General features: G+C 58.2%; 17 protein-coding genes. 3 read left to right on the forward strand and 14 right to left on the reverse strand.

Going from position 1 to position 17,245, the window contains the following annotated elements; translation table 11 throughout:
• Window positions 1–2: 2 nt before the first annotated feature.
• The 4 genes from lspA to murJ form a co-directional block, all read right to left on the reverse strand.
• Window positions 3–503: a signal peptidase II gene (lspA, locus tag ACW5XD_RS04410; RefSeq protein WP_456493805.1), complete on the reverse strand. Its 501-nt coding sequence runs from the start codon at window positions 501–503 to the stop codon at window positions 3–5.
• Complete coding sequence (gene ileS, locus ACW5XD_RS04415; RefSeq protein WP_456493806.1) at window positions 503–3,364, reverse strand: isoleucine--tRNA ligase; 2,862 nt, start codon at window positions 3,362–3,364, stop codon at window positions 503–505. The genes lspA and ileS overlap by 1 nt, the downstream gene beginning before the upstream one ends.
• Window positions 3,364–4,338 (reverse strand): bifunctional riboflavin kinase/FAD synthetase, encoded by a 975-nt coding sequence (ribF, locus tag ACW5XD_RS04420; RefSeq protein ID WP_456494064.1) that lies wholly within the window; start codon window positions 4,336–4,338, stop codon window positions 3,364–3,366. The genes ileS and ribF overlap by 1 nt, the downstream gene beginning before the upstream one ends.
• A gap of 164 nt (window positions 4,339–4,502) precedes the next feature.
• Entirely contained in the window at window positions 4,503–6,062 is a 1,560-nt protein-coding gene (gene murJ, locus ACW5XD_RS04425; protein WP_456493807.1) for a murein biosynthesis integral membrane protein MurJ, read from the reverse strand.
• Between the two features lie 191 nt (window positions 6,063–6,253).
• On the opposite strand from murJ, the gene rpsT reads away from it, so the two are divergent.
• Window positions 6,254–6,517, forward strand: coding sequence for a 30S ribosomal protein S20 (gene rpsT / locus ACW5XD_RS04430; RefSeq protein ID WP_005892298.1), 264 nt, complete (start codon window positions 6,254–6,256; stop codon window positions 6,515–6,517).
• Window positions 6,518–6,565: 48 nt separating this feature from the next.
• Here the strand turns inward: rpsT and ACW5XD_RS04435 are convergent, their stop codons facing one another.
• From ACW5XD_RS04435 to rppH, 8 genes are all read right to left on the reverse strand, one after another.
• Window positions 6,566–6,868 (reverse strand): ArsR/SmtB family transcription factor, encoded by a 303-nt coding sequence (locus ACW5XD_RS04435; protein ID WP_456493808.1) that lies wholly within the window; start codon window positions 6,866–6,868, stop codon window positions 6,566–6,568.
• A 49-nt stretch (window positions 6,869–6,917) separates the two neighbouring features.
• Complete coding sequence (nhaR, locus tag ACW5XD_RS04440; RefSeq protein ID WP_456493809.1) at window positions 6,918–7,850, reverse strand: transcriptional activator NhaR; 933 nt, start codon at window positions 7,848–7,850, stop codon at window positions 6,918–6,920.
• On the reverse strand, window positions 7,837–8,241 hold the full coding sequence (locus ACW5XD_RS04445) for a hypothetical protein (RefSeq protein WP_456493810.1): 405 nt from the start codon (window positions 8,239–8,241) through the stop codon (window positions 7,837–7,839). The genes nhaR and ACW5XD_RS04445 overlap by 14 nt, the downstream gene beginning before the upstream one ends.
• Complete coding sequence (gene nhaA, locus ACW5XD_RS04450) at window positions 8,238–9,428, reverse strand: Na+/H+ antiporter NhaA (RefSeq protein WP_456493811.1); 1,191 nt, start codon at window positions 9,426–9,428, stop codon at window positions 8,238–8,240. Before nhaA ends, ACW5XD_RS04445 begins: the two co-directional genes overlap by 4 nt.
• A 225-nt stretch (window positions 9,429–9,653) precedes the next feature.
• On the reverse strand, window positions 9,654–10,448 hold the full coding sequence (gene thyA, locus ACW5XD_RS04455) for a thymidylate synthase (protein ID WP_456493812.1): 795 nt from the start codon (window positions 10,446–10,448) through the stop codon (window positions 9,654–9,656).
• Entirely contained in the window at window positions 10,445–11,272 is an 828-nt protein-coding gene (lgt, locus tag ACW5XD_RS04460) for a prolipoprotein diacylglyceryl transferase (RefSeq protein ID WP_456493813.1), read from the reverse strand. Before lgt ends, thyA begins: the two co-directional genes overlap by 4 nt.
• 67 nt (window positions 11,273–11,339) lie before the next feature.
• The gene (gene ptsP / locus ACW5XD_RS04465; RefSeq protein WP_456493814.1) at window positions 11,340–13,619 is read right to left on the reverse strand and encodes a phosphoenolpyruvate--protein phosphotransferase; all 2,280 of its coding nucleotides are present in this window, start codon (window positions 13,617–13,619) and stop codon (window positions 11,340–11,342) included.
• Between the two features lie 13 nt (window positions 13,620–13,632).
• Entirely contained in the window at window positions 13,633–14,160 is a 528-nt protein-coding gene (gene rppH / locus ACW5XD_RS04470) for an RNA pyrophosphohydrolase (RefSeq protein WP_456493815.1), read from the reverse strand.
• A 733-nt stretch (window positions 14,161–14,893) separates the two neighbouring features.
• Between rppH and mutH the strand changes: the two genes are divergently transcribed.
• Window positions 14,894–15,568: a DNA mismatch repair endonuclease MutH gene (mutH, locus tag ACW5XD_RS04475; RefSeq protein ID WP_456493816.1), complete on the forward strand. Its 675-nt coding sequence runs from the start codon at window positions 14,894–14,896 to the stop codon at window positions 15,566–15,568.
• 83 nt (window positions 15,569–15,651) lie between these two features.
• The gene (locus ACW5XD_RS04480; protein ID WP_456493817.1) at window positions 15,652–15,975 is read left to right on the forward strand and encodes an isoamylase early set domain-containing protein; all 324 of its coding nucleotides are present in this window, start codon (window positions 15,652–15,654) and stop codon (window positions 15,973–15,975) included.
• A 129-nt stretch (window positions 15,976–16,104) separates the two neighbouring features.
• Here the strand turns inward: ACW5XD_RS04480 and rplS are convergent, their stop codons facing one another.
• Both rplS and trmD read right to left on the reverse strand, forming a co-directional pair.
• Entirely contained in the window at window positions 16,105–16,452 is a 348-nt protein-coding gene (gene rplS / locus ACW5XD_RS04485) for a 50S ribosomal protein L19 (protein ID WP_005313505.1), read from the reverse strand.
• A gap of 32 nt (window positions 16,453–16,484) precedes the next feature.
• Window positions 16,485–17,234, reverse strand: coding sequence for a tRNA (guanosine(37)-N1)-methyltransferase TrmD (trmD, locus tag ACW5XD_RS04490; protein ID WP_011704631.1), 750 nt, complete (start codon window positions 17,232–17,234; stop codon window positions 16,485–16,487).
• Window positions 17,235–17,245: the final 11 nt, after the last annotated feature.

Here is a 17,245-nt window from a genome sequence, read left to right on the forward strand (position 1 = left end):
ACTCATGACCCTTCCCTCTTCTTCTCGGAACGGAAGCCTTCCAGCACTATCATGGCGGCACCGATAAAGATGAAGCTGTCGGCCAGATTGAACGCCGGCCAATGGGAGCGCTGCCAGTAGAAGTCGAGAAAATCGACCACGTGGCCCAATACCAGTCGATCAAACACGTTGCCAAGGGCGCCGCCGATGATCAGGGAGTAGGCGATACCGCTCCAGCGCTGAGTGACCGACTGCTTGCGCAGCCAGTGGATCAGCAGCCCGCAGATGGCAAACGCCAGCACGGCGAAGAACCAGCGCTGCCAGCCCCCCTGATCGGCCAGGAAGCTGAACGCCGCGCCCTTGTTGTAGACGTGCACCAGATTGAAGAAGGGGGTGATCTCCACCCCCGGATAGCCAAACGGCAGCAACTTGACCACGGCGAGCTTGCTCGCCTGGTCCAGTACGAATGCCAGCACAGCCAGCCACAGCCAACGCAGGCCGCTCTTGTTATGAGTCATGTTCATCAGGCAAATTGACGCGTTTCGCCGTCACCCTCAACGTTGGTGACGCAGCGGCCACAGATCTCTTCGTGACCAACTATGGTGCCCACGTCTTCAACATGGTGCCAGCAGCGGTCGCACTTGGCAGCGGCAGACTGAGCCACGTTCAGCCAGAGGTCATCGCGTTCGGTCGCAACGGAACCTTCCGGTGCACTGTCAGCCACCACCACCTTGGCCTTGGAGGTGAGCAGCACGAAGCGCAGCTCATCGGCCAGGGCATTCAGGCGCTCGGCCAGTGCCGGCTTGGCGAACAGGGTCAGTTCAGCCTGCAGGGAGCCGCCGATGCGCTTCTCGCCACGGGCAGCTTCCAGCGCCTTGTTCACTTCACCACGCACGGTCAGGATCTCGGCCCAGAAGGCATCGCCCATCTGCTCGCCGGCAGCCAGTCCGAACAGGCCGTCATACCACTCCTCGGTGAACACGAACTCGCTGCGCTCACCCGGCAGCAGGGCCCAGATTTCATCGGCGGTGAAGCTCATGATAGGCGCCATCCAGCGCACCATGGCTTCCACGATGTGATACAGAGCAGTCTGGCAGGAGCGACGAGCCAGGCTGTCCGCCTTGGCGGTGTACTGACGGTCCTTGATGACGTCCAGGTAGAAGGAGCCCATCTCGATGGAGCAGAACTGCATCAACTTCTGGGTCACGCCGTGGAAGTTGTACTCGTCGAATGCCGTCACTATCTCGGCCTGTACCGCCTTGGCACGACCCACGGCCCAGCGATCCACCACCACCATGTCAGCCGGGGCCACCATGTCAGTTGCCGGATTGAAGCCATTCAGGTTAGCCAAGAGGAAGCGGGCGGTGTTGCGGATGCGGCGATAGGCATCGGCAGAGCGCTTGAGGATCTCGTCGGAGACCGTCATCTCGCCGGTGTAATCGGTACTGGCGACCCACAGACGCAATATGTCGGCACCCAGCTTGTTCATCACGTCCTGCGGGCTGACCACGTTGCCGATGGACTTGGACATCTTGCGACCCTGACCATCTACGGTGAAGCCGTGAGTCAGCACCTGGTTGTAGGGTGCCTTGTCTTTCATGGCCACGCCGATCATCAGGGAGGACATGAACCAGCCACGGTGCTGGTCGGAACCTTCCAGATAGAGGTCGGCGGAGTGACCGTTGAACTCGGGACGGGCATCGACCACGGAGGAGTGAGTCGAGCCGGAGTCAAACCAGACGTCCAGGGTGTCGGGCACCTTGTCGTACATGTCGGCGTCGCTGCCCAGCAGCTCGGCCTTGTCCAGATCCCACCAGGCCTGAATGCCGGCCTGCTCGACCCGCTTGGCTACTTCGTGCATCAGACGCACGGATTCCGGGTGCAGTTGCTGAGTCTCCTTGTGAACAAACAGGGAGATGGGCACGCCCCAGGTACGCTGACGGGAGATGCACCAGTCAGGACGGTTCTCGACCATGGCCTGGATGCGGTTCTTGCCCCAGGCAGGTACCCAGCCGCTCTGGCCGTGCTGGGTGATCCCGTCTTTCTCGATGCGCTCTATCTCTTCCAGCGCGCGCTGACGCAGACCCTTCTGTTCCATGCTGATGAACCACTGCGGGGTGGCACGGAAGATGATCGGGGTCTTGTGACGCCAGCAGTGCGGGTAGGAGTGGTTGAACACCATGTGGTGCAGCAGGGCGCCACGCTCGTTCAACACCTCGACCACGGCCGCATTGGCCTTGAACACGTGCTGGCCGGCAAACAATTCGGTATCCGGCAGGTAAACGCCGTTGCTGCCAACCGGGTTGGCCACTTCCAGACCGTACTTCTGACCAACTACAAAGTCTTCCTGACCGTGGCCAGGGGCGGTGTGCACCGCGCCGGTACCGGCATCCAGAGTAACGTGATCACCCAGCACGACAGGCACATCGAAGCTGTAGAAGGGGTGGTTGAAACGCAACAGCTCGAGCGCAGCGCCCTTGGCATAGCCCAGGTTGTGGAACTGCTCGATACCAGCGCGGTCCATCACGTCCTTGACCAGATCGGCCGCCAGGATCAGGCGCTCCGGATGCTCGCCATCTACCTGCACCAGGGCATAGTCCAGATCGGCATGCATGGCGACGCCACGGTTGGCCGGCAGGGTCCAGGGAGTGGTGGTCCAGATCACCACGGAGAGCGGGCCCTTGCCGGTGTGGCCTTCGGGGCAGTCAAACTTGGTGGCAACGGCAGCCTCGTCGACGGCCTTGAAACGCACGTCGATGGAGGGGGAGTTCTTGTCGTAGTACTCAACCTCGGCTTCCGCCAGCGCGGAGCCACAATCGGTACACCAGTGCACCGGCTTGGAGCCTTTGTGCAAATGGCCGTTTTCGACGATCTTGGCCATGGAGCGAATGATGTTGGCTTCGGTGCCAAAATCCATGGTCAGGTAGGGATGTTCCCAGTCACCCAGCACGCCCAGACGGATGAAGTCGGTCTTCTGCGCTTCGATCTGGGTCTTGGCATATCTGCGGCACTCGGCGCGAAACTCGGCGGCGGAGACCTTCTCGCCCGGCTTGCCGACCATGCCTTCTACTTTCAGTTCGATGGGCAGACCGTGGCAATCCCAGCCGGGCACATAGGGAGAATCGAAGCCGGAGAGGCCCTTGGACTTGATGATGACATCTTTCAGGATCTTGTTGACCGAGTGACCGATGTGAATGCTGCCGTTCGCGTAGGGAGGGCCATCATGCAGAATGAAGGAGGGCTTGCCCGCTTTGGCGCGGCGAATGGCGCCGTAAAGATCCTGATCGTACCAACGTTTCAGCATGTTGGGTTCGCGTTTGGCCAGATCGCCACGCATCGGAAACTCGGTTTCCGGAAGATTCAGGGTGTGTTTATAGTCGCTCATCAGTCCTGGGTTCCCTTCTTTTCTAAAAGAGTGCTGGGTAAATTGAGTAGTGGCAGCCCGAACCAGGCTCGGGCCGCCAGGGCATCTCGTTCGATCTGCTCTTTCAAGGCGGTGAAAGAGGCAAACTTCTGCTCTTCGCGCAGCTTGTGGCGAAGCAGCACCTTGACCTGTTGACCATATAGATCGCCAGAAAAATCAAATAGATGTACTTCCAATCTGGCTTGTGTACCGCTCAAGGTAGGCCGTACACCCACATTGGCGACACCGGGGAAGGTCTTGCCGGAACATACCACTTCCACCGCGAACACGCCACCGACCGGGATCACCTGGCGTTTGAGCGCCAGATTGGCAGTGGGAAAACCTATGGTGCGACCCAGTTTGTCACCGTGGGCCACCCGACCGCTGATGGTATAAGGGCGGCCGAGCATCAGCTCCACCTCCGCCATCCGGCCGGCTTTGAGGGCCTCGCGCACCAGGGTGCTGCTGACCCGCTGGCGTTCAAGCTGGAAGCTCTGGGTGCTGATCACCTCGAAACCGAAGCGACGACCCGCCTCCTCCAGCAGGTGGAAGTCCCCTTCCCGCCCCTTGCCGAAACGAAAATCATCCCCCACCACCAGATAGTGCACACCCAGCTTCTCCACCAGCAACTGCTCGATGAAGGTAGCGGCGGACTGCTCGGCGAAGCGATGGCTGAAGCGCACGCAGAGCATGCGGTCGATCTGCATGTCCCTGAGCGCTTCGTATTTCTCCCGCAACCGGCTGAGGCGGGCTGGCGCAGCCGCCCCGGCAAACAGCTCAAGGGGCTGAGGCTCGAACAGCATGACGCAGGCGGGCAGACCGAGTTGGACGGCTTTTTCCTGCAGGCGTGCCAGCACGGCATGGTGACCCTGATGGACCCCATCAAAGTTGCCTATGGTCAATACACACCCCCGGTGACGGGGCTTGATATTGTGAATACCGCGAATAAGCTCCATCAGTGCCTTGTGCGTTGCTGCCATGGAAATCGGCGGATTATATATCAGCCAGCAGGCAGGGTCAGCCCTCATGGGCCGATTTCAGGCATCCGGGTCAAATTCCGAATGCCATCAGGATGATGCCGTACAAGGTTCACCCACCCATGGCGGCAGTGTCACTCCGGTTACTGACCCGATCTCAGGTGTCTTGGCCGAATGCCCAGCGCCAGCAGTATGACGCCATACACGGCCCCACCCAAACAGAGCAACATGGTCAGCTGCAGGCTGGCCTTGCCCATGCCCCAGGCTCCCCATTGAGCAAGATCCGGCGACAGGTAGCCAAGCAGCCCCCCCATCAGCACGGTCGCCACCAGCAGCTTGAGGCAAAAGACCCCGGTATTGCGGGACGGACGGTAGACCGACTGCTGATACAACCCCTTGAACAACAAGGCCGCATTCAAGGTACCTGAGCAGGCGGTCGACAGCGCCAGTCCCACATAGCCAAGCGGGAAGATAAAGATGAGATTGCAGACCATGTTGGCGGCCATGGACATCATCCCGATCCGCACAGGAGTACGGGTATCCTGACGGGCGTAGTAGCCGGGTGCCAGCACCTTGATCAGCATCAAGGAGAGCAAGCCTGTTGTAGAGGCCAGCAGGCTGGCACTGGACATGCTCACCTCGTGCAGGCCGAACTGACCGCGCATGAAGAGCACGCGCAGTATGGGCTCACGCAACACGGCGATTCCCACCATGGCAGGCAGGCCGAGCAACATCACCATCCGTACCCCCCAGTCCATGGTGCGGGAGAAGTCGACTGGGTCCTCATCCACGTGCTTCTTTGCCAACGCAGGCAGGATCACGGTACTGATGGCCACGGCAAACAGGCCGAGGGGAAACTCCAGCAGGCGATCCGAGTAATAGAGGTAGCTGATGGCGCCGGTAGCAAGAAAGGAAGCGAGCATGGTGTTGATCAGCAAGTTGATCTGGCTGACCGAGACACCAAACAGCGCCGGGATCATCAGGGTGCGGATCTTGATCACTCCGGGATGATGCCAACCCCACTTGGGCCACACCAACATGTTGATCTGACGCAGGAAGGGATACTGGAACAGGAACTGTACCAGCCCCCCCAGAAAGACACCGATGGCGAGGGCAATCTCTGGCCGCTCCATCAAGGGCGCAATCCACCAGGCCGCCGCTATCATGGTGAGGTTGAGAAACACCGGCGTAAACGAGGATACGGCAAAGCGGCCAAAGGTGTTGAGTATGGCTCCAGCCATGGCGGTAAAGGTGATGAACCAGAGATAGGGGAAGGTGATTTTGAGCATCAGGCTCGCCAGCTCGAACTTCTCGGCCGCCGGCCCGCCATGCAACCAGTCCCAGAACCAGCCCCAGCCAAACAGGGCCGTCAGTACCCCAGAGCCCAGCACCCCGAGCAGGGTAACTATGGTGACTATGCCACCGAGCGTGCCCGCCACGGCGGCAAGCAGTTCGCGCACCTCGTGCTCATCGCCTTTCTTCTTGTACTCCGTCATCACGGGAACAAAAGCCTGGTTGAAAGCGCCTTCGGCGAATAGCCGGCGCAGAAAGTTGGGAATGCGGTTGGCAAAGAAGAAGACGTCTGCGGCCACCCCGGCGCCGAGCAGATTGGCGATGACCACATCGCGAACCAAGCCCATCACACGGGACGCCAGCGTCATTCCGGACACTATCATGCCGGATTTGATCAATTTCTTACTCAAGACGAAGCCTCTGGAACTGTCAGAATGGAAAGAATGCTGGTAGAATCGGCCGACAGTTTAACCGCCTCCCAACAGACACACCACTGGGGGGCGGTGTTTATTTGCACAAATCATTTGACAATATGTGGTTGAGAAGGCATATTTCCGGGCCTTTTCAATACACTCGCTAAGACAGTTTTAGGAGTTTTACCTTGGCTAATATCAAATCTGCTAAGAAGCGCGCGATTCAGTCAGAGAAACGTCGTCAACACAACGCCAGCCGTCGTTCAATGACCCGTACCTATCTGAAGAAAGTAATTGCTGCCATCGCTTCTGGCGACAAAGCTGCTGCCGTTGCTGCTTTTGCTACCGCTCAGCCGATCATGGATCGCATGGCTACCAAAGGCCTGATCCACAAGAACAAAGCTGCTCGTCACAAGAGCCGCCTGTCTGCCCAGATCAAAGCTATGGCTTAATCAGCTTCGGCTGTATAAAGCTAAAAAAACCGGCCTCAGTGCCGGTTTTTATTTATCTGCGCTGCAGTAAAGTTTGTGCAGCAGACCAATCATCTCGCGCACCTCATGGCTGCGCAGCGAATAGTAGACCGTCTGGGCCTCTTTTCGCGTCTCTACCAACTCATCCCGCCGAAGCACGGCCAAGTGCTGTGACAGTGCCGACTGGCTAAGCCCTAGCACCTCGTTGAGCTCCCCCACCGACAGTTCCCGATCCTGCAGCTGACACAGAATAAACAGTCGTCGTTCATTGGCCAGCGCCTTGAGCAGTGCCACCGCCCGGCTCGCATTCGCCTCCATCTCTTCCAGTTGCATCTCATCCCCTCTCGTCCGAGGCAAGAATCATACTCTGTGACCCGTAGATTTAAAATGACAGGGTTGCCGGCTGAATCGTGGTCAAGTCCTCCTGCCCCGCGAACAGGAAGGAAAAATCACTCTCGCATACCCGTTTTACTGCCGGATGCTGGATCATCCGCTCGGCGAAGATAACGTAATACTCTTCCATCAAATCCTGGGTCTCCCCGATCAGCATCACCTCCTCCCCTTCCAGGATCTCTTCCCGATAGATGGTGGGGGCCATGAAGATGCCCTGGTTGAAGAAGCCGAAGGCCTTCATCAAGGCGGCATCGTCGAACTCCCCGAGGATGCTGGGGGAGATCCCCTGCTGCTCGAACCACTGGGTCAACTGGCGGCCCATGGCGGTACGGCGTCCCGGGATCAGCAGCTTGCGTTCCTCCAGACAGGCGGGAAAGGGCTTCTCGGGCAACGGCGCCTTGCAGAAGAAGCTGACGCCACAGCCGCCGAGTCGCTTGGAGAGCAGGCCCGCGTGCTGGCTGGAGTCAACGGGGCAGTCGGAGAGGATCATGTCGAGTTTGTGCTCGCTCAACTGTTCCAGCAGCAGCTCGTGGGTCGATTCGAAACAACGCAGGTGGATGGAGCCATCGTTGGGAATAACGGAGAGTAGTACCCGGCTGGCAAGGCGTTTGGAGAGCGCATCGGCAATGCCGACGTCGAACAGGATCTGGCTCTCCTTGCGATAGTTGACGATATCCAGCATCTCGTAGGAGAGGCTGAACATCTTGTCGGCGTAGCGAAATACCAGCTGGCCGAGCTCGGTGGCCTCGAGAGAGCGCCCCTTGCGCATCAGCAGCTTGCCACCGAGCCGCTGTTCCAACAGCTTGATCTGGCCGGTGACTGTCTGCGGGGTCAGGAAGAGGGCTTCCGCCGCCTGGGTGACGGAGCCCTTCTTCTGAGTCATCCAAAAATAGTAAAGATGGTTGTAGTTAAGGTGTGACATCCGATGGGGTTCCCGCGGTACGCGGACTCCGGTAGCAGCTGAGTTCAGCCGCCAGAATGTCATACATGTCGCTGATCGAGTCAACCTTGTTTGCGGTGAACTGCTCCATCAGGCTGGACTTGAGACGGGACTTGTCAGGGGTCCGATCCCCGCAGTAGCGCTTGTTGGAATGCTTGAGCATCTCGCCAGCCCGGCTGCTCAACGCACGCTCGCTGAAGGTTTCACCGAACTGTGCCTTGGCCTGTTTGTCTCCCAGCATGAGTGCGCTGTCGACTACCCCGTTGAGATAGGCTGAACAACTGGCTGATGCCGCATTCTGCTGGCAATCCTCCAGACTGCCCGCCCAGATCAGCGGGCTAGCCAGCATGGCCAACCATCCTAGTTTTCTCATAACCCCTCCGTGTTTTGATCCGCCTCCCGCTTGGGAAGTGCCATCCGCAGGGCGAGATAACCGACTATCGCCGCCATGGTGGAGCCCACCAGGATCCCAAGGCGTGAATAGTTGCCGTAATCCAATCCGCCATGCTCGAACGCCAGCGATGCGATGAACATCGACATGGTAAAGCCGATGCCACACAAGATACTGACCGCAAAAATATGCTTGAAGTTGACCCCGTTCGGCAGTTGGGCGATACCCAGCTTGACTGCCAGCCAGCTGATGGTGAACACCCCGAGCGGCTTGCCGATAAATAGCCCCAGCATGATGCCCATCGGTACCGGGCTCAGCAGAGACGAGAGGCCTATTCCGTCCAGTGACACTCCCGCATTGGCAAAGGCGAACAACGGCAGGATCAGGTAGGCACTCCAGGGATGCAGCGAATGTTCCAAGTGCTTGAGCGGCGAGGCATAACGCTTGCCATTGAGCGGGATCATGAAGCCCACCACCACGCCGGCCAGCGTCGCGTGGACACCAGATTTGAGCACCGCCACCCAAAGCACCAGCCCAACCAGCATGTAGAGGCTGATCCGATCCTCGCCACGGCGATTCATCCACAGCAGGGTCAGGGTCGCGAGTATGCCAACCGCCAGCGCAGTCAGCGACAGCTGCTGGGTGTAGAAGAGCGCGATGATGATGATGACCCCGAGGTCGTCCATGATAGCCAGCGCCAGCAGGAACACCTTGAGGCTCACCGGCACCCGCTTGCCAAGCAGCGCCATCACCCCGAGGGCGAAGGCAATGTCAGTCGCGGCGGGAATGGCCCAACCGGCGCGCGCCACTTCGTCCGAGTAGTTGAAAAAGGCGTAGATGAGCGCAGGGGCAAGCATGCCACCGACTGCAGCGATGGCCGGGAAGGTCGCCTGCACCCGAGAAGATAGTGCCCCTTCCAGCATCTCGCGCTTGACCTCAAGCCCGACCAGCAGGAAGAAGACCGCCATCAAGCCGTCGTTGATCCAGAGCAGCAGCGGTTTGTTGATGTCGAGCGCTGCGATGCGCACCTGCACCGGCGTATCGAGGAATGCCTGATAGCCACCAGCCAGACTCGTGTTAGCCAATATCATTGCCAGTATGGCCGCCATGATCAGAATTATTCCGGAGGCAGCCTCCAGCTTCAGGAACTTTTTGATGACGTCGCTCATGGTTAAAATATCCACATAATTACTTTACGTTGAGTCTATAACTGATAACAACTCTTGAAAAATCGTTTCTTACTGCTGAATACAACGGAAAAACCGAACAAAAACTAAAACAACGCTACCAAAGGCATCTTTCATTGCGGTACTGCCAACTCTCTATTTTCAAGCATGAAAATGAATATCTACCTGTTTTTACGCATAAAAAAGGCGCCCTGGGGCGCCTTGATATCAGATGGCGACGGGCGCCTTGATGCCGGGATGGGGGTCGTAACCCTCGATCTCGAAATCCTCAAACTTGTAGTCAAAGATCGAGTCCGGCTTGCGCTTGATCACCAAGTTCGGCAGCGGACGCGGCTCGCGTGAGAGCTGCAGCGCCGTCTGCTCCATATGATTGGAGTAGAGGTGCACGTCACCACCGGTCCAGACGAAATCCCCCACTTCCAGATCGCACTGCTGAGCCATCATGTGGGTCAGCAGTGCGTAGCTGGCGATGTTGAACGGCAGGCCGAGGAACACATCACAGCTGCGCTGGTAGAGCTGGCAGGAGAGCTTGCCGTCCGCCACATAGAACTGGAAGAAGGCGTGGCAGGGAGCCAGCGCCATCTTGTCCAGCTCGCCCACGTTCCAGGCGGAGACTATGATGCGGCGCGAATCCGGATTGTGCTTGATGTCATCCATCGCCCGCTGGATCTGATCGATGACGGTGCCATCGGCCGCCGGCCAAGAGCGCCACTGGGCACCATAGACAGGCCCCAGATCGCCGTTCTCGTCGGCCCACTCATCCCAGATGCTGACGCCGTGCTCTTTAAGATAGGCGGTATTGGTGTCGCCGTTGAGGAACCAGAGCAGCTCGTGAATGATGGAACGCAGGTGACACTTCTTGGTGGTAACCAGCGGAAAACCGTCCGCCAGATTGAAGCGCATCTGATGACCGAACAGGGAGACGGTGCCGGTGCCGGTCCGATCGGATTTGACGGAGCCCTCATCCAGGATCTTCTGCATCAGGTCGAGATAAGCCCTCATTGCTTTGCCTCCTTCGAACCGTTACCGAACAGTTGCGGGCGTTTATAGGCAGCCCAGATCATCAGGGCGCCGGCGATGATCATCGGAGTGGAGAGGATCTGGCCCATGCTGATCTCCTGGAAGTAGAGACCCAGCTGGCTGTCTGGCTGGCGGACAAACTCCACCAGGAAACGGAACAGGCCGTAGCAGAACAGGAACAGGCCTGAGATGGCACCACGGGGCGGGTTCTTGCGCCAGAACAGGTTCAGGATGATGAACAGCACCACCCCTTCCAGTGCGAACTGATAGAGCTGGGAGGGATGGCGCGGCTCCGGGCCCGCCTCCGGGAATATGATGGCCCAGGGCACATCGGTCACCCGGCCCCACAGCTCGCCATTGAGGAAGTTGCCGATGCGGCCGACACCGAGGCCGAACGGAATAAGCGGTGCCACAAAGTCGGCCACGGTGAAGAAGTGGCGCTTGGTCTTGTGGGCAAACCAGACCATCGCGGTGATGACCCCGAGCAGGCCACCGTGGAACGACATGCCACCGGTCCAGATCTTGAACAGGTAGAGGGGATCGGCCAAGAACATGTCGAAGTTGTAAAACAGCACGTAACCGACCCGACCACCCAGGATCACCCCGAGGAAGCCGTAAAACAGCAGGTCGGAGACCTCGTTGCGGGTCCAGCCGCTATTCGGTGCATCGGCACGGCGCCCCGCCAGCCACATGGCAAAGGCAAAGCCAAACAGGTACATGAGACCGTACCAGCGTACCGACAGTGGCCCCAAACTGAATGCTACAGGATCAACCTGCGAGAAAACCCAATATCCATCGTGCTGCATATGCGGCCCCAGTCATAAGAAAAGCCGCATTTTCCGATCATTCGTCAGCAGGGACAAGGCATGATTATCAATCAGGTCGTTTCGTCTTGTGACCGGCCCGCAGCAAGCCACCCAGACCGTGCTCTTCCAGGTAACGGGCGAACAGGCCACGCAGCACGTGAGGATTGTCGTGCTTGAGGCCGTCTGCCATCAGCGCGGTCAGTTCGCTCAGAGTGGATTGACGCAGCACGTACTTGATCCGGGCGATGTTGTGGGTGTTCATGCTGAAGCGCCGATAGCCCATGGCCAGCAGCAAGAGCACACCGACCGGATCACCGGCCAGCTCGCCGCATACGGAGACAGGTTTCTGGTAGCGATGGGAGGCATCGACCAGCAGCTGCAGGGCGCGGATCACCGCAGGATGGAAGGCATCATAGATGTTGGCGACGCGGGCATTGTTGCGATCCACTGCCAGCAGGTATTGCGTCAGGTCATTGCTGCCCACCGACCAGAAATCGATAAGCGGCGCCATCTCGGGCAGTATATAGAGGGCGGAAGGTACTTCGATCATCACCCCCAGACTGGGGTAGCGGATCACCGCATCGCGGCTGGCCGCTTCTTCCGACACTTCTCGCCAAGCCTGATCCAGCAGCCGGCGGGAGGCTCTGATTTCGCTGACGCTGCTGATCATCGGCAGCATGATGGCCAGGTTGTCCAGCCCCTCGCTGGCCCGCAGCATGGCCTTGAGCTGAACCAGAAACAGTTCGGGGTGATCCAGGGTGAGCCGGATCCCTCGCCAGCCAAGGAAGGGATTTTCCTCGACGATGGGGAAATAGGGCAACTGCTTGTCGCCTCCCACGTCCAGCGTACGCATGCAGACAGGGCGATTGCGATAGGTTTCCAGGATGCCGCGATAGCGCGCCGTCTGCTCCCACTCGGAGGGAAAGCTGTCCTGCAGCATGAAGGGGATTTCGGTACGATAGAGCCCGACCCCGTCCGCCAGATGATTGAGAGAGATCTCGGTGTCGGCGCTCAGGCCCGCGTTGAGCAGCAAGGAGACCGGCGTACCGTCGGCGGTTTCCGATGGCTGGTTGTCGACGCTGCGCACCAGGGTATCGAGCGCTCGCTCCTCGTTGAGCAGTTGCCGATACTCGGTCAGGATCACCTGATTGGGCTCGATGAAGAGATCGCCGCTGTAGCCGTCGACCACCAGCATGCGACCACCTATGTCGCCGAGCGGCAGATCCACCCCCATGATGGCCGCTACCCCCATGGCGCGGGCCAGTATAGCGGCATGGGAGTTGGTGCCGCCCTTGAGGGAGACTACCCCGGTCAGGAATTCCCGCGGTACTTCGGCGAGTATGGTAGCCGTCACCTCATCGGCGACCAGCACCACGGGCTCGCCGACCGTGATGTGTTCCGGTTCATTCTGCACCAGTCGGCTGATGAGCCGCTGGGCTATGTCCTTCACATCGGTGGATCGCTCCTGCAGGTAGGGATCCTTCATCCCCTTGAACTGATCGATCAGCCGGTCGCTGATGAGCTTGACCGCCGACACCGCCGTCCAGTGTTCCTTGCTCACCTTGTTGCGGATGGGCTTGATGTAACCGGGATCGTTGAGCAGATGCAAATAGATGTCGAAGATGGCGACCGAATCCTGGCTGTAGCTCTCGCGAAACCGCAGCGCCAGACTCTCCAGATCGTGGCGTACCTCTTCCACCGCCACATTCAGCCGCTCCAGCTGCTTGGCGTGCTCCTCATCCTTACGCGGGGTGATGGAGCTGAGCTCCTTGCGGGGCCGCCACACCCAGGCCTTGGCCATGGCAATGCCGCTGGCCCCGGCGATGCCGCGCAGCGGCTTGCTCCAGTCAGTCTTCTGCAACCAGCCCTTGGCCTGCGCCTGGGCGATGCGGGCCGCCAGCTGGGCCGCCAGCGTGACCATAAAGGACTCCTCCCCCTCATCGAAGAGGCGACTGTCCTTCTGCTGCACCACCAGAATGCCCACCACCTGACGCTGATGCATGATGGGGGCGCCAAGGAAGGAGCGAAACGCCTCTTCGGCGACATCGGGCAGGAATTTGAAACTGGGATGGGAGGGGGCATCGGCCAGGTTGATCAGCTCTTCGCGCTGACCCACCAGACCGACTATGCCCTGCTCGAATGGCAGGGTCGCCTTGCCTACCGCCGACTCGGCCAGACCATCGGTCGCAGCCAGCCGGTAGCGGCGCATGTCCGGTTCAGAGACATAGACGGAACAGCAATCCACCATCATAGCCAGTCGGGTCTGGCTGACCAATGCCTGCAGGGCCAGCTCCAGGGTGTTGGCTTCGGCCATGCTTTCGACGATGCGTCTGAGTTCCGTCAGCAACTAGGTGTGCTCCTTAGCGAGAGCGGTTGCGCCGCCCATCTTTCCGATTAACTTGCACCACAGGCACTGGCATCGCCAGCGGCGCAAACTCCTTCATCACCCGCCGATAGACTTCTCGCTTGAAGGAGACAACCTGGCGTACCGGATACCAGAAGCTGACCCAACGCCAATCATCAAACTCGGGGTGGCCATGACAGCCAAACTGGATCCCGGACTCCCTGCCCGGATCCAGCTGTAGCAAGAACCATTTTTGTTTTTGGCCAATACAGACCGGTGAACTGTCCCAACGAACAAGACGTTTTGGCAAGCGGTACTTCAGCCAGTTGCGACTGGTGGCCATGATGGTCACATCCTCGGGCTTGAGGCCTATCTCCTCATACAGCTCACGATACATGGCCTGCTCAGGCGTCTCACCGTCATCAACCCCCCCCTGCGGAAACTGCCAGGAGTGCTGCCCATAGCGCTTAGCCCACAATACTTGCCCGTCACGGTTACAGATCACGATTCCGACATTGGGACGAAACCCGTCGCCATCTATCACGTGATCACCTTATAAAGGCTGAATCTATAAGGAGATTGTTCCACATTCACCCCGTAGCAGCAAACAAGGACTGCAATCCTCCACTCATGAATAACTTTCAATTTCAAGCCGACTTATAAACAAACCCGAGGATCAAGTCCCGCAAGTTGCCCACCCAGACTGTGCATAAGCCTGTGAGCAAGCGGGTATATACAGTAGTTTTATTTATCTGCTCTACCCTGGGCTTCAGCATACAGCATGATGATAAAAACTAAATATGTATTTAAATACATGGTGTTAAATGCATGATGCTGGATCAAGATCCATGTCTTTCCCGGCCGAAGATCCGGGATCCAGATTGTGAACAAGTTCGACTGTTCAAAGATCCAGCACGGCTAATTTATCCACAGGCTTGGCACACTATCTGCCCTGTCATCGCAGCAAAAATCACTGTTATTTCACATTTTTTTGTAACAACACCCCGACTATTACCGCTTCTAATCAGTTATCCAAGATTTCTGTGGATAACTGTGTGCAACAGCATGAGCAAACCCTTGGACAACTATTTCAAGTCGGGATCCTGTTTGGGATAGATCGGCACGACAAAGACAAATCCTTTAAAAATCATTATGATAAGTACCTAAATACAAAACCGTCCCCTATGCGTACCCCCTCGACAGGATCGGTTATAAAAACAGCGATCCTCACCGGGGATCAGACTTGCTAGAATAATCACCCTTTGCAGGAGCCATGCATGCCCACCCAACCCCAGTCCGAGCAGGAGTTATTGAGCCGAGCCTATGCCATGGCGGGCTTCACGCTGGCACAACTGGCTGCCGATGCCGGCATCGCCGTCCCGCGGGATCTGAGGCGGGACAAGGGTTGGGTCGGCCAGCTGATCGAGTGGCAGCTAGGTGCCAGCGCCGGCAGCAAGCCGGAGCAGGACTTCCCGGATCTCGGCATAGAGCTCAAGACGATCCCCATCGATCCTCATGGCAAGCCGCTGGAGACCACCTTCGTCTGCGTGGCGCCGTTGATCGGCGTCAGCGGCCAGCGTTGGGAGCAGTCGAACGTGCGCAACAAACTCTCGCGAGTACTCTGGATCCCGGTAGAAGGCAGCCGCAATATCCCCATCGGCGAGCGCAGGATCGGCATGCCGCTGATGTGGAGCCCGAGCGAAGAGGAAGAGAGACTGCTGCGCCAGGACTGGGAGGAGTTGATGGACATGATAGTGCTGGGAGAGGTGGAGCAGATCAGCGCCCGCTACGGCCAGGTGATACAGCTACGTCCCAAGGCGGCCAACAACAAGGCACTGACTCGCGCCATCGGCCGCAACGGCCAGCCGATCCTGACCCTGCCACGGGGCTTTTACCTCAAGATAGGATTCACTCATAGCCTGCTGCAGCGCAACTTTGCCCTGCCCGTTTGATCTGCACTATCAATATCCTTGTCATAAAGTGATATAAAAATAGGTAGAACCCCTTTCTTCGCAATCAATGACAAGGAGGCGTCATGCCGATCAACAAGCAATTTCTCAAGTCTCGTCCCGAGGTCAAGGTGACCTTCGCAGTGGAAAAAGAGGCAGCAGGAGAGGCCGAGCAGGTGCTGTTGCTGGGGGAGTTCAGCCAGTGGCAACCCATAGAGCTCAAACGGATGAAAAGCGGTGAGTTCAAGACCACCCTGAATCTGCCCACCGATGGCCCCAGCCATTTCGAATACTGCTACCAGCTGGTGCAACCGAACGGTGAGACTCACTACGACAACGACTGGGCGGCGGATGACTACGTACCCGGCCCCTTCGGACGTGACAACTCGGTGGTGCGGGTTAGTCAGTAGACGACAAGCAGAACACTGGCACGTCTGGCCAGCCCCCGAATTGCGGATACAAAAAAGGCTCGCCATTGGCGAGCCTTTTCACTACCTGTCGAGCTTTTCGCCGACATACCGACACCAATTCGAATCGAATTAGTTGAGCTTCTCTTTGATACGAGCAGCTTTGCCGGACAGGTTGCGCAGGTAGTACAGTTTGGCGCGGCGAACATCACCACGACGCTTCAGTTCTACACTGTGGATCAGCGGAGAGTGAGTCTGGAATACACGCTCAACACCTTCGCCGTTGGAGATCTTGCGAACGGTGAAAGCAGAGTGCAGACCGCGGTTACGCTTGGCAATAACGATGCCTTCGAAAGCCTGCAGACGCTCTTTGCCACCTTCTTTAACACGAACTTGAACACGTACGGTGTCGCCCTGGGCAAATGCCGGGATGTCGGTACGCAGTTGCTCTTGTTCAAGCTGCTGAATAATCTTGCTCATTGTCTTTCCTTACCTAGGATAAACTGAAAACTCTACTTAACGCTGTCACGCACTTCGCGGACATACTCGGCAAGAAGTGATTCTTGCTCGTCAGTCAGAGCTAGGTTGTTAATAAGTTCCGGCCTTCTTTGCCAGGTTCGTCCGAGCGACTGTTTGAGACGCCAGCGTCGAATCACTTCGTGATTGCCGCTTGTCAGCGCCTCGGGCACCGCCAATCCATCCAACAACTCCGGCCGAGTGTAGTGGGGATGATCCAGCAGGCCATCCGTGAAGGAGTCCTGCTCGGCACTGGCCTGATCGCCCAAAACCCCGGGGACCAGACGCGAAACCGCATCGATCAGGGTCATGGCAGGCAACTCGCCACCACTTAACACGTAATCCCCGATAGACCACTCTTCGTCGACTTCGGTTTGTATCACGCGTTCATCGATACCTTCGTATCGACCGGCGACCAGAATCAGTTTCTGATTCGTCGCCAACTCGGTCACGCCCGCTTGAGTCAGCTTGCGTCCCTGAGGAGAGAGATAGATGACTTTCGCCCCGTCTCCCGCCGCTTGCTTGGCTGCATGAATCGCGTCACGCAGCGGCTGAACCATCATTAACATGCCGGGCCCACCACCATAAGGACGATCGTCGACCGTACGGTGTTTGTCGTGGGTAAAGTCCCGGGGGTTCCAGCACTCAATCTGCAGCAGGCCACTCTTGACGGCCCGACCCGTTACCCCGTGCTCGGTAATGGCTCGGAACATTTCTGGGAAGAGGCTAATCACCCCAATCCACATAAGAAACCTCC

Source organism: Aeromonas enterica (genome assembly GCF_054052465.1).

Coding starts and splice junctions, on each gene's coding strand:
- lspA (WP_456493805.1), bottom strand. CDS start 503: ATGAACATGACTCATAACAAGAGCGGCCTGCGTTGGCTGTGGCTGGCT.
- ileS (WP_456493806.1), bottom strand. CDS start 3,364: ATGAGCGACTATAAACACACCCTGAATCTTCCGGAAACCGAGTTTCCG.
- ribF (WP_456494064.1), bottom strand. CDS start 4,338: ATGGAGCTTATTCGCGGTATTCACAATATCAAGCCCCGTCACCGGGGG.
- ACW5XD_RS04435 (WP_456493808.1), bottom strand. CDS start 6,868: ATGCAACTGGAAGAGATGGAGGCGAATGCGAGCCGGGCGGTGGCACTG.
- nhaR (WP_456493809.1), bottom strand. CDS start 7,850: ATGTCACACCTTAACTACAACCATCTTTACTATTTTTGGATGACTCAG.
- ACW5XD_RS04445 (WP_456493810.1), bottom strand. CDS start 8,241: ATGAGAAAACTAGGATGGTTGGCCATGCTGGCTAGCCCGCTGATCTGG.
- nhaA (WP_456493811.1), bottom strand. CDS start 9,428: ATGAGCGACGTCATCAAAAAGTTCCTGAAGCTGGAGGCTGCCTCCGGA.
- thyA (WP_456493812.1), bottom strand. CDS start 10,448: ATGAGGGCTTATCTCGACCTGATGCAGAAGATCCTGGATGAGGGCTCC.
- lgt (WP_456493813.1), bottom strand. CDS start 11,272: ATGCAGCACGATGGATATTGGGTTTTCTCGCAGGTTGATCCTGTAGCA.
- mutH (WP_456493816.1), top strand. CDS start 14,894: ATGCCCACCCAACCCCAGTCCGAGCAGGAGTTATTGAGCCGAGCCTAT.
- ACW5XD_RS04480 (WP_456493817.1), top strand. CDS start 15,652: ATGCCGATCAACAAGCAATTTCTCAAGTCTCGTCCCGAGGTCAAGGTG.
- rplS (WP_005313505.1), bottom strand. CDS start 16,452: ATGAGCAAGATTATTCAGCAGCTTGAACAAGAGCAACTGCGTACCGAC.
- trmD (WP_011704631.1), bottom strand. CDS start 17,234: ATGTGGATTGGGGTGATTAGCCTCTTCCCAGAAATGTTCCGAGCCATT.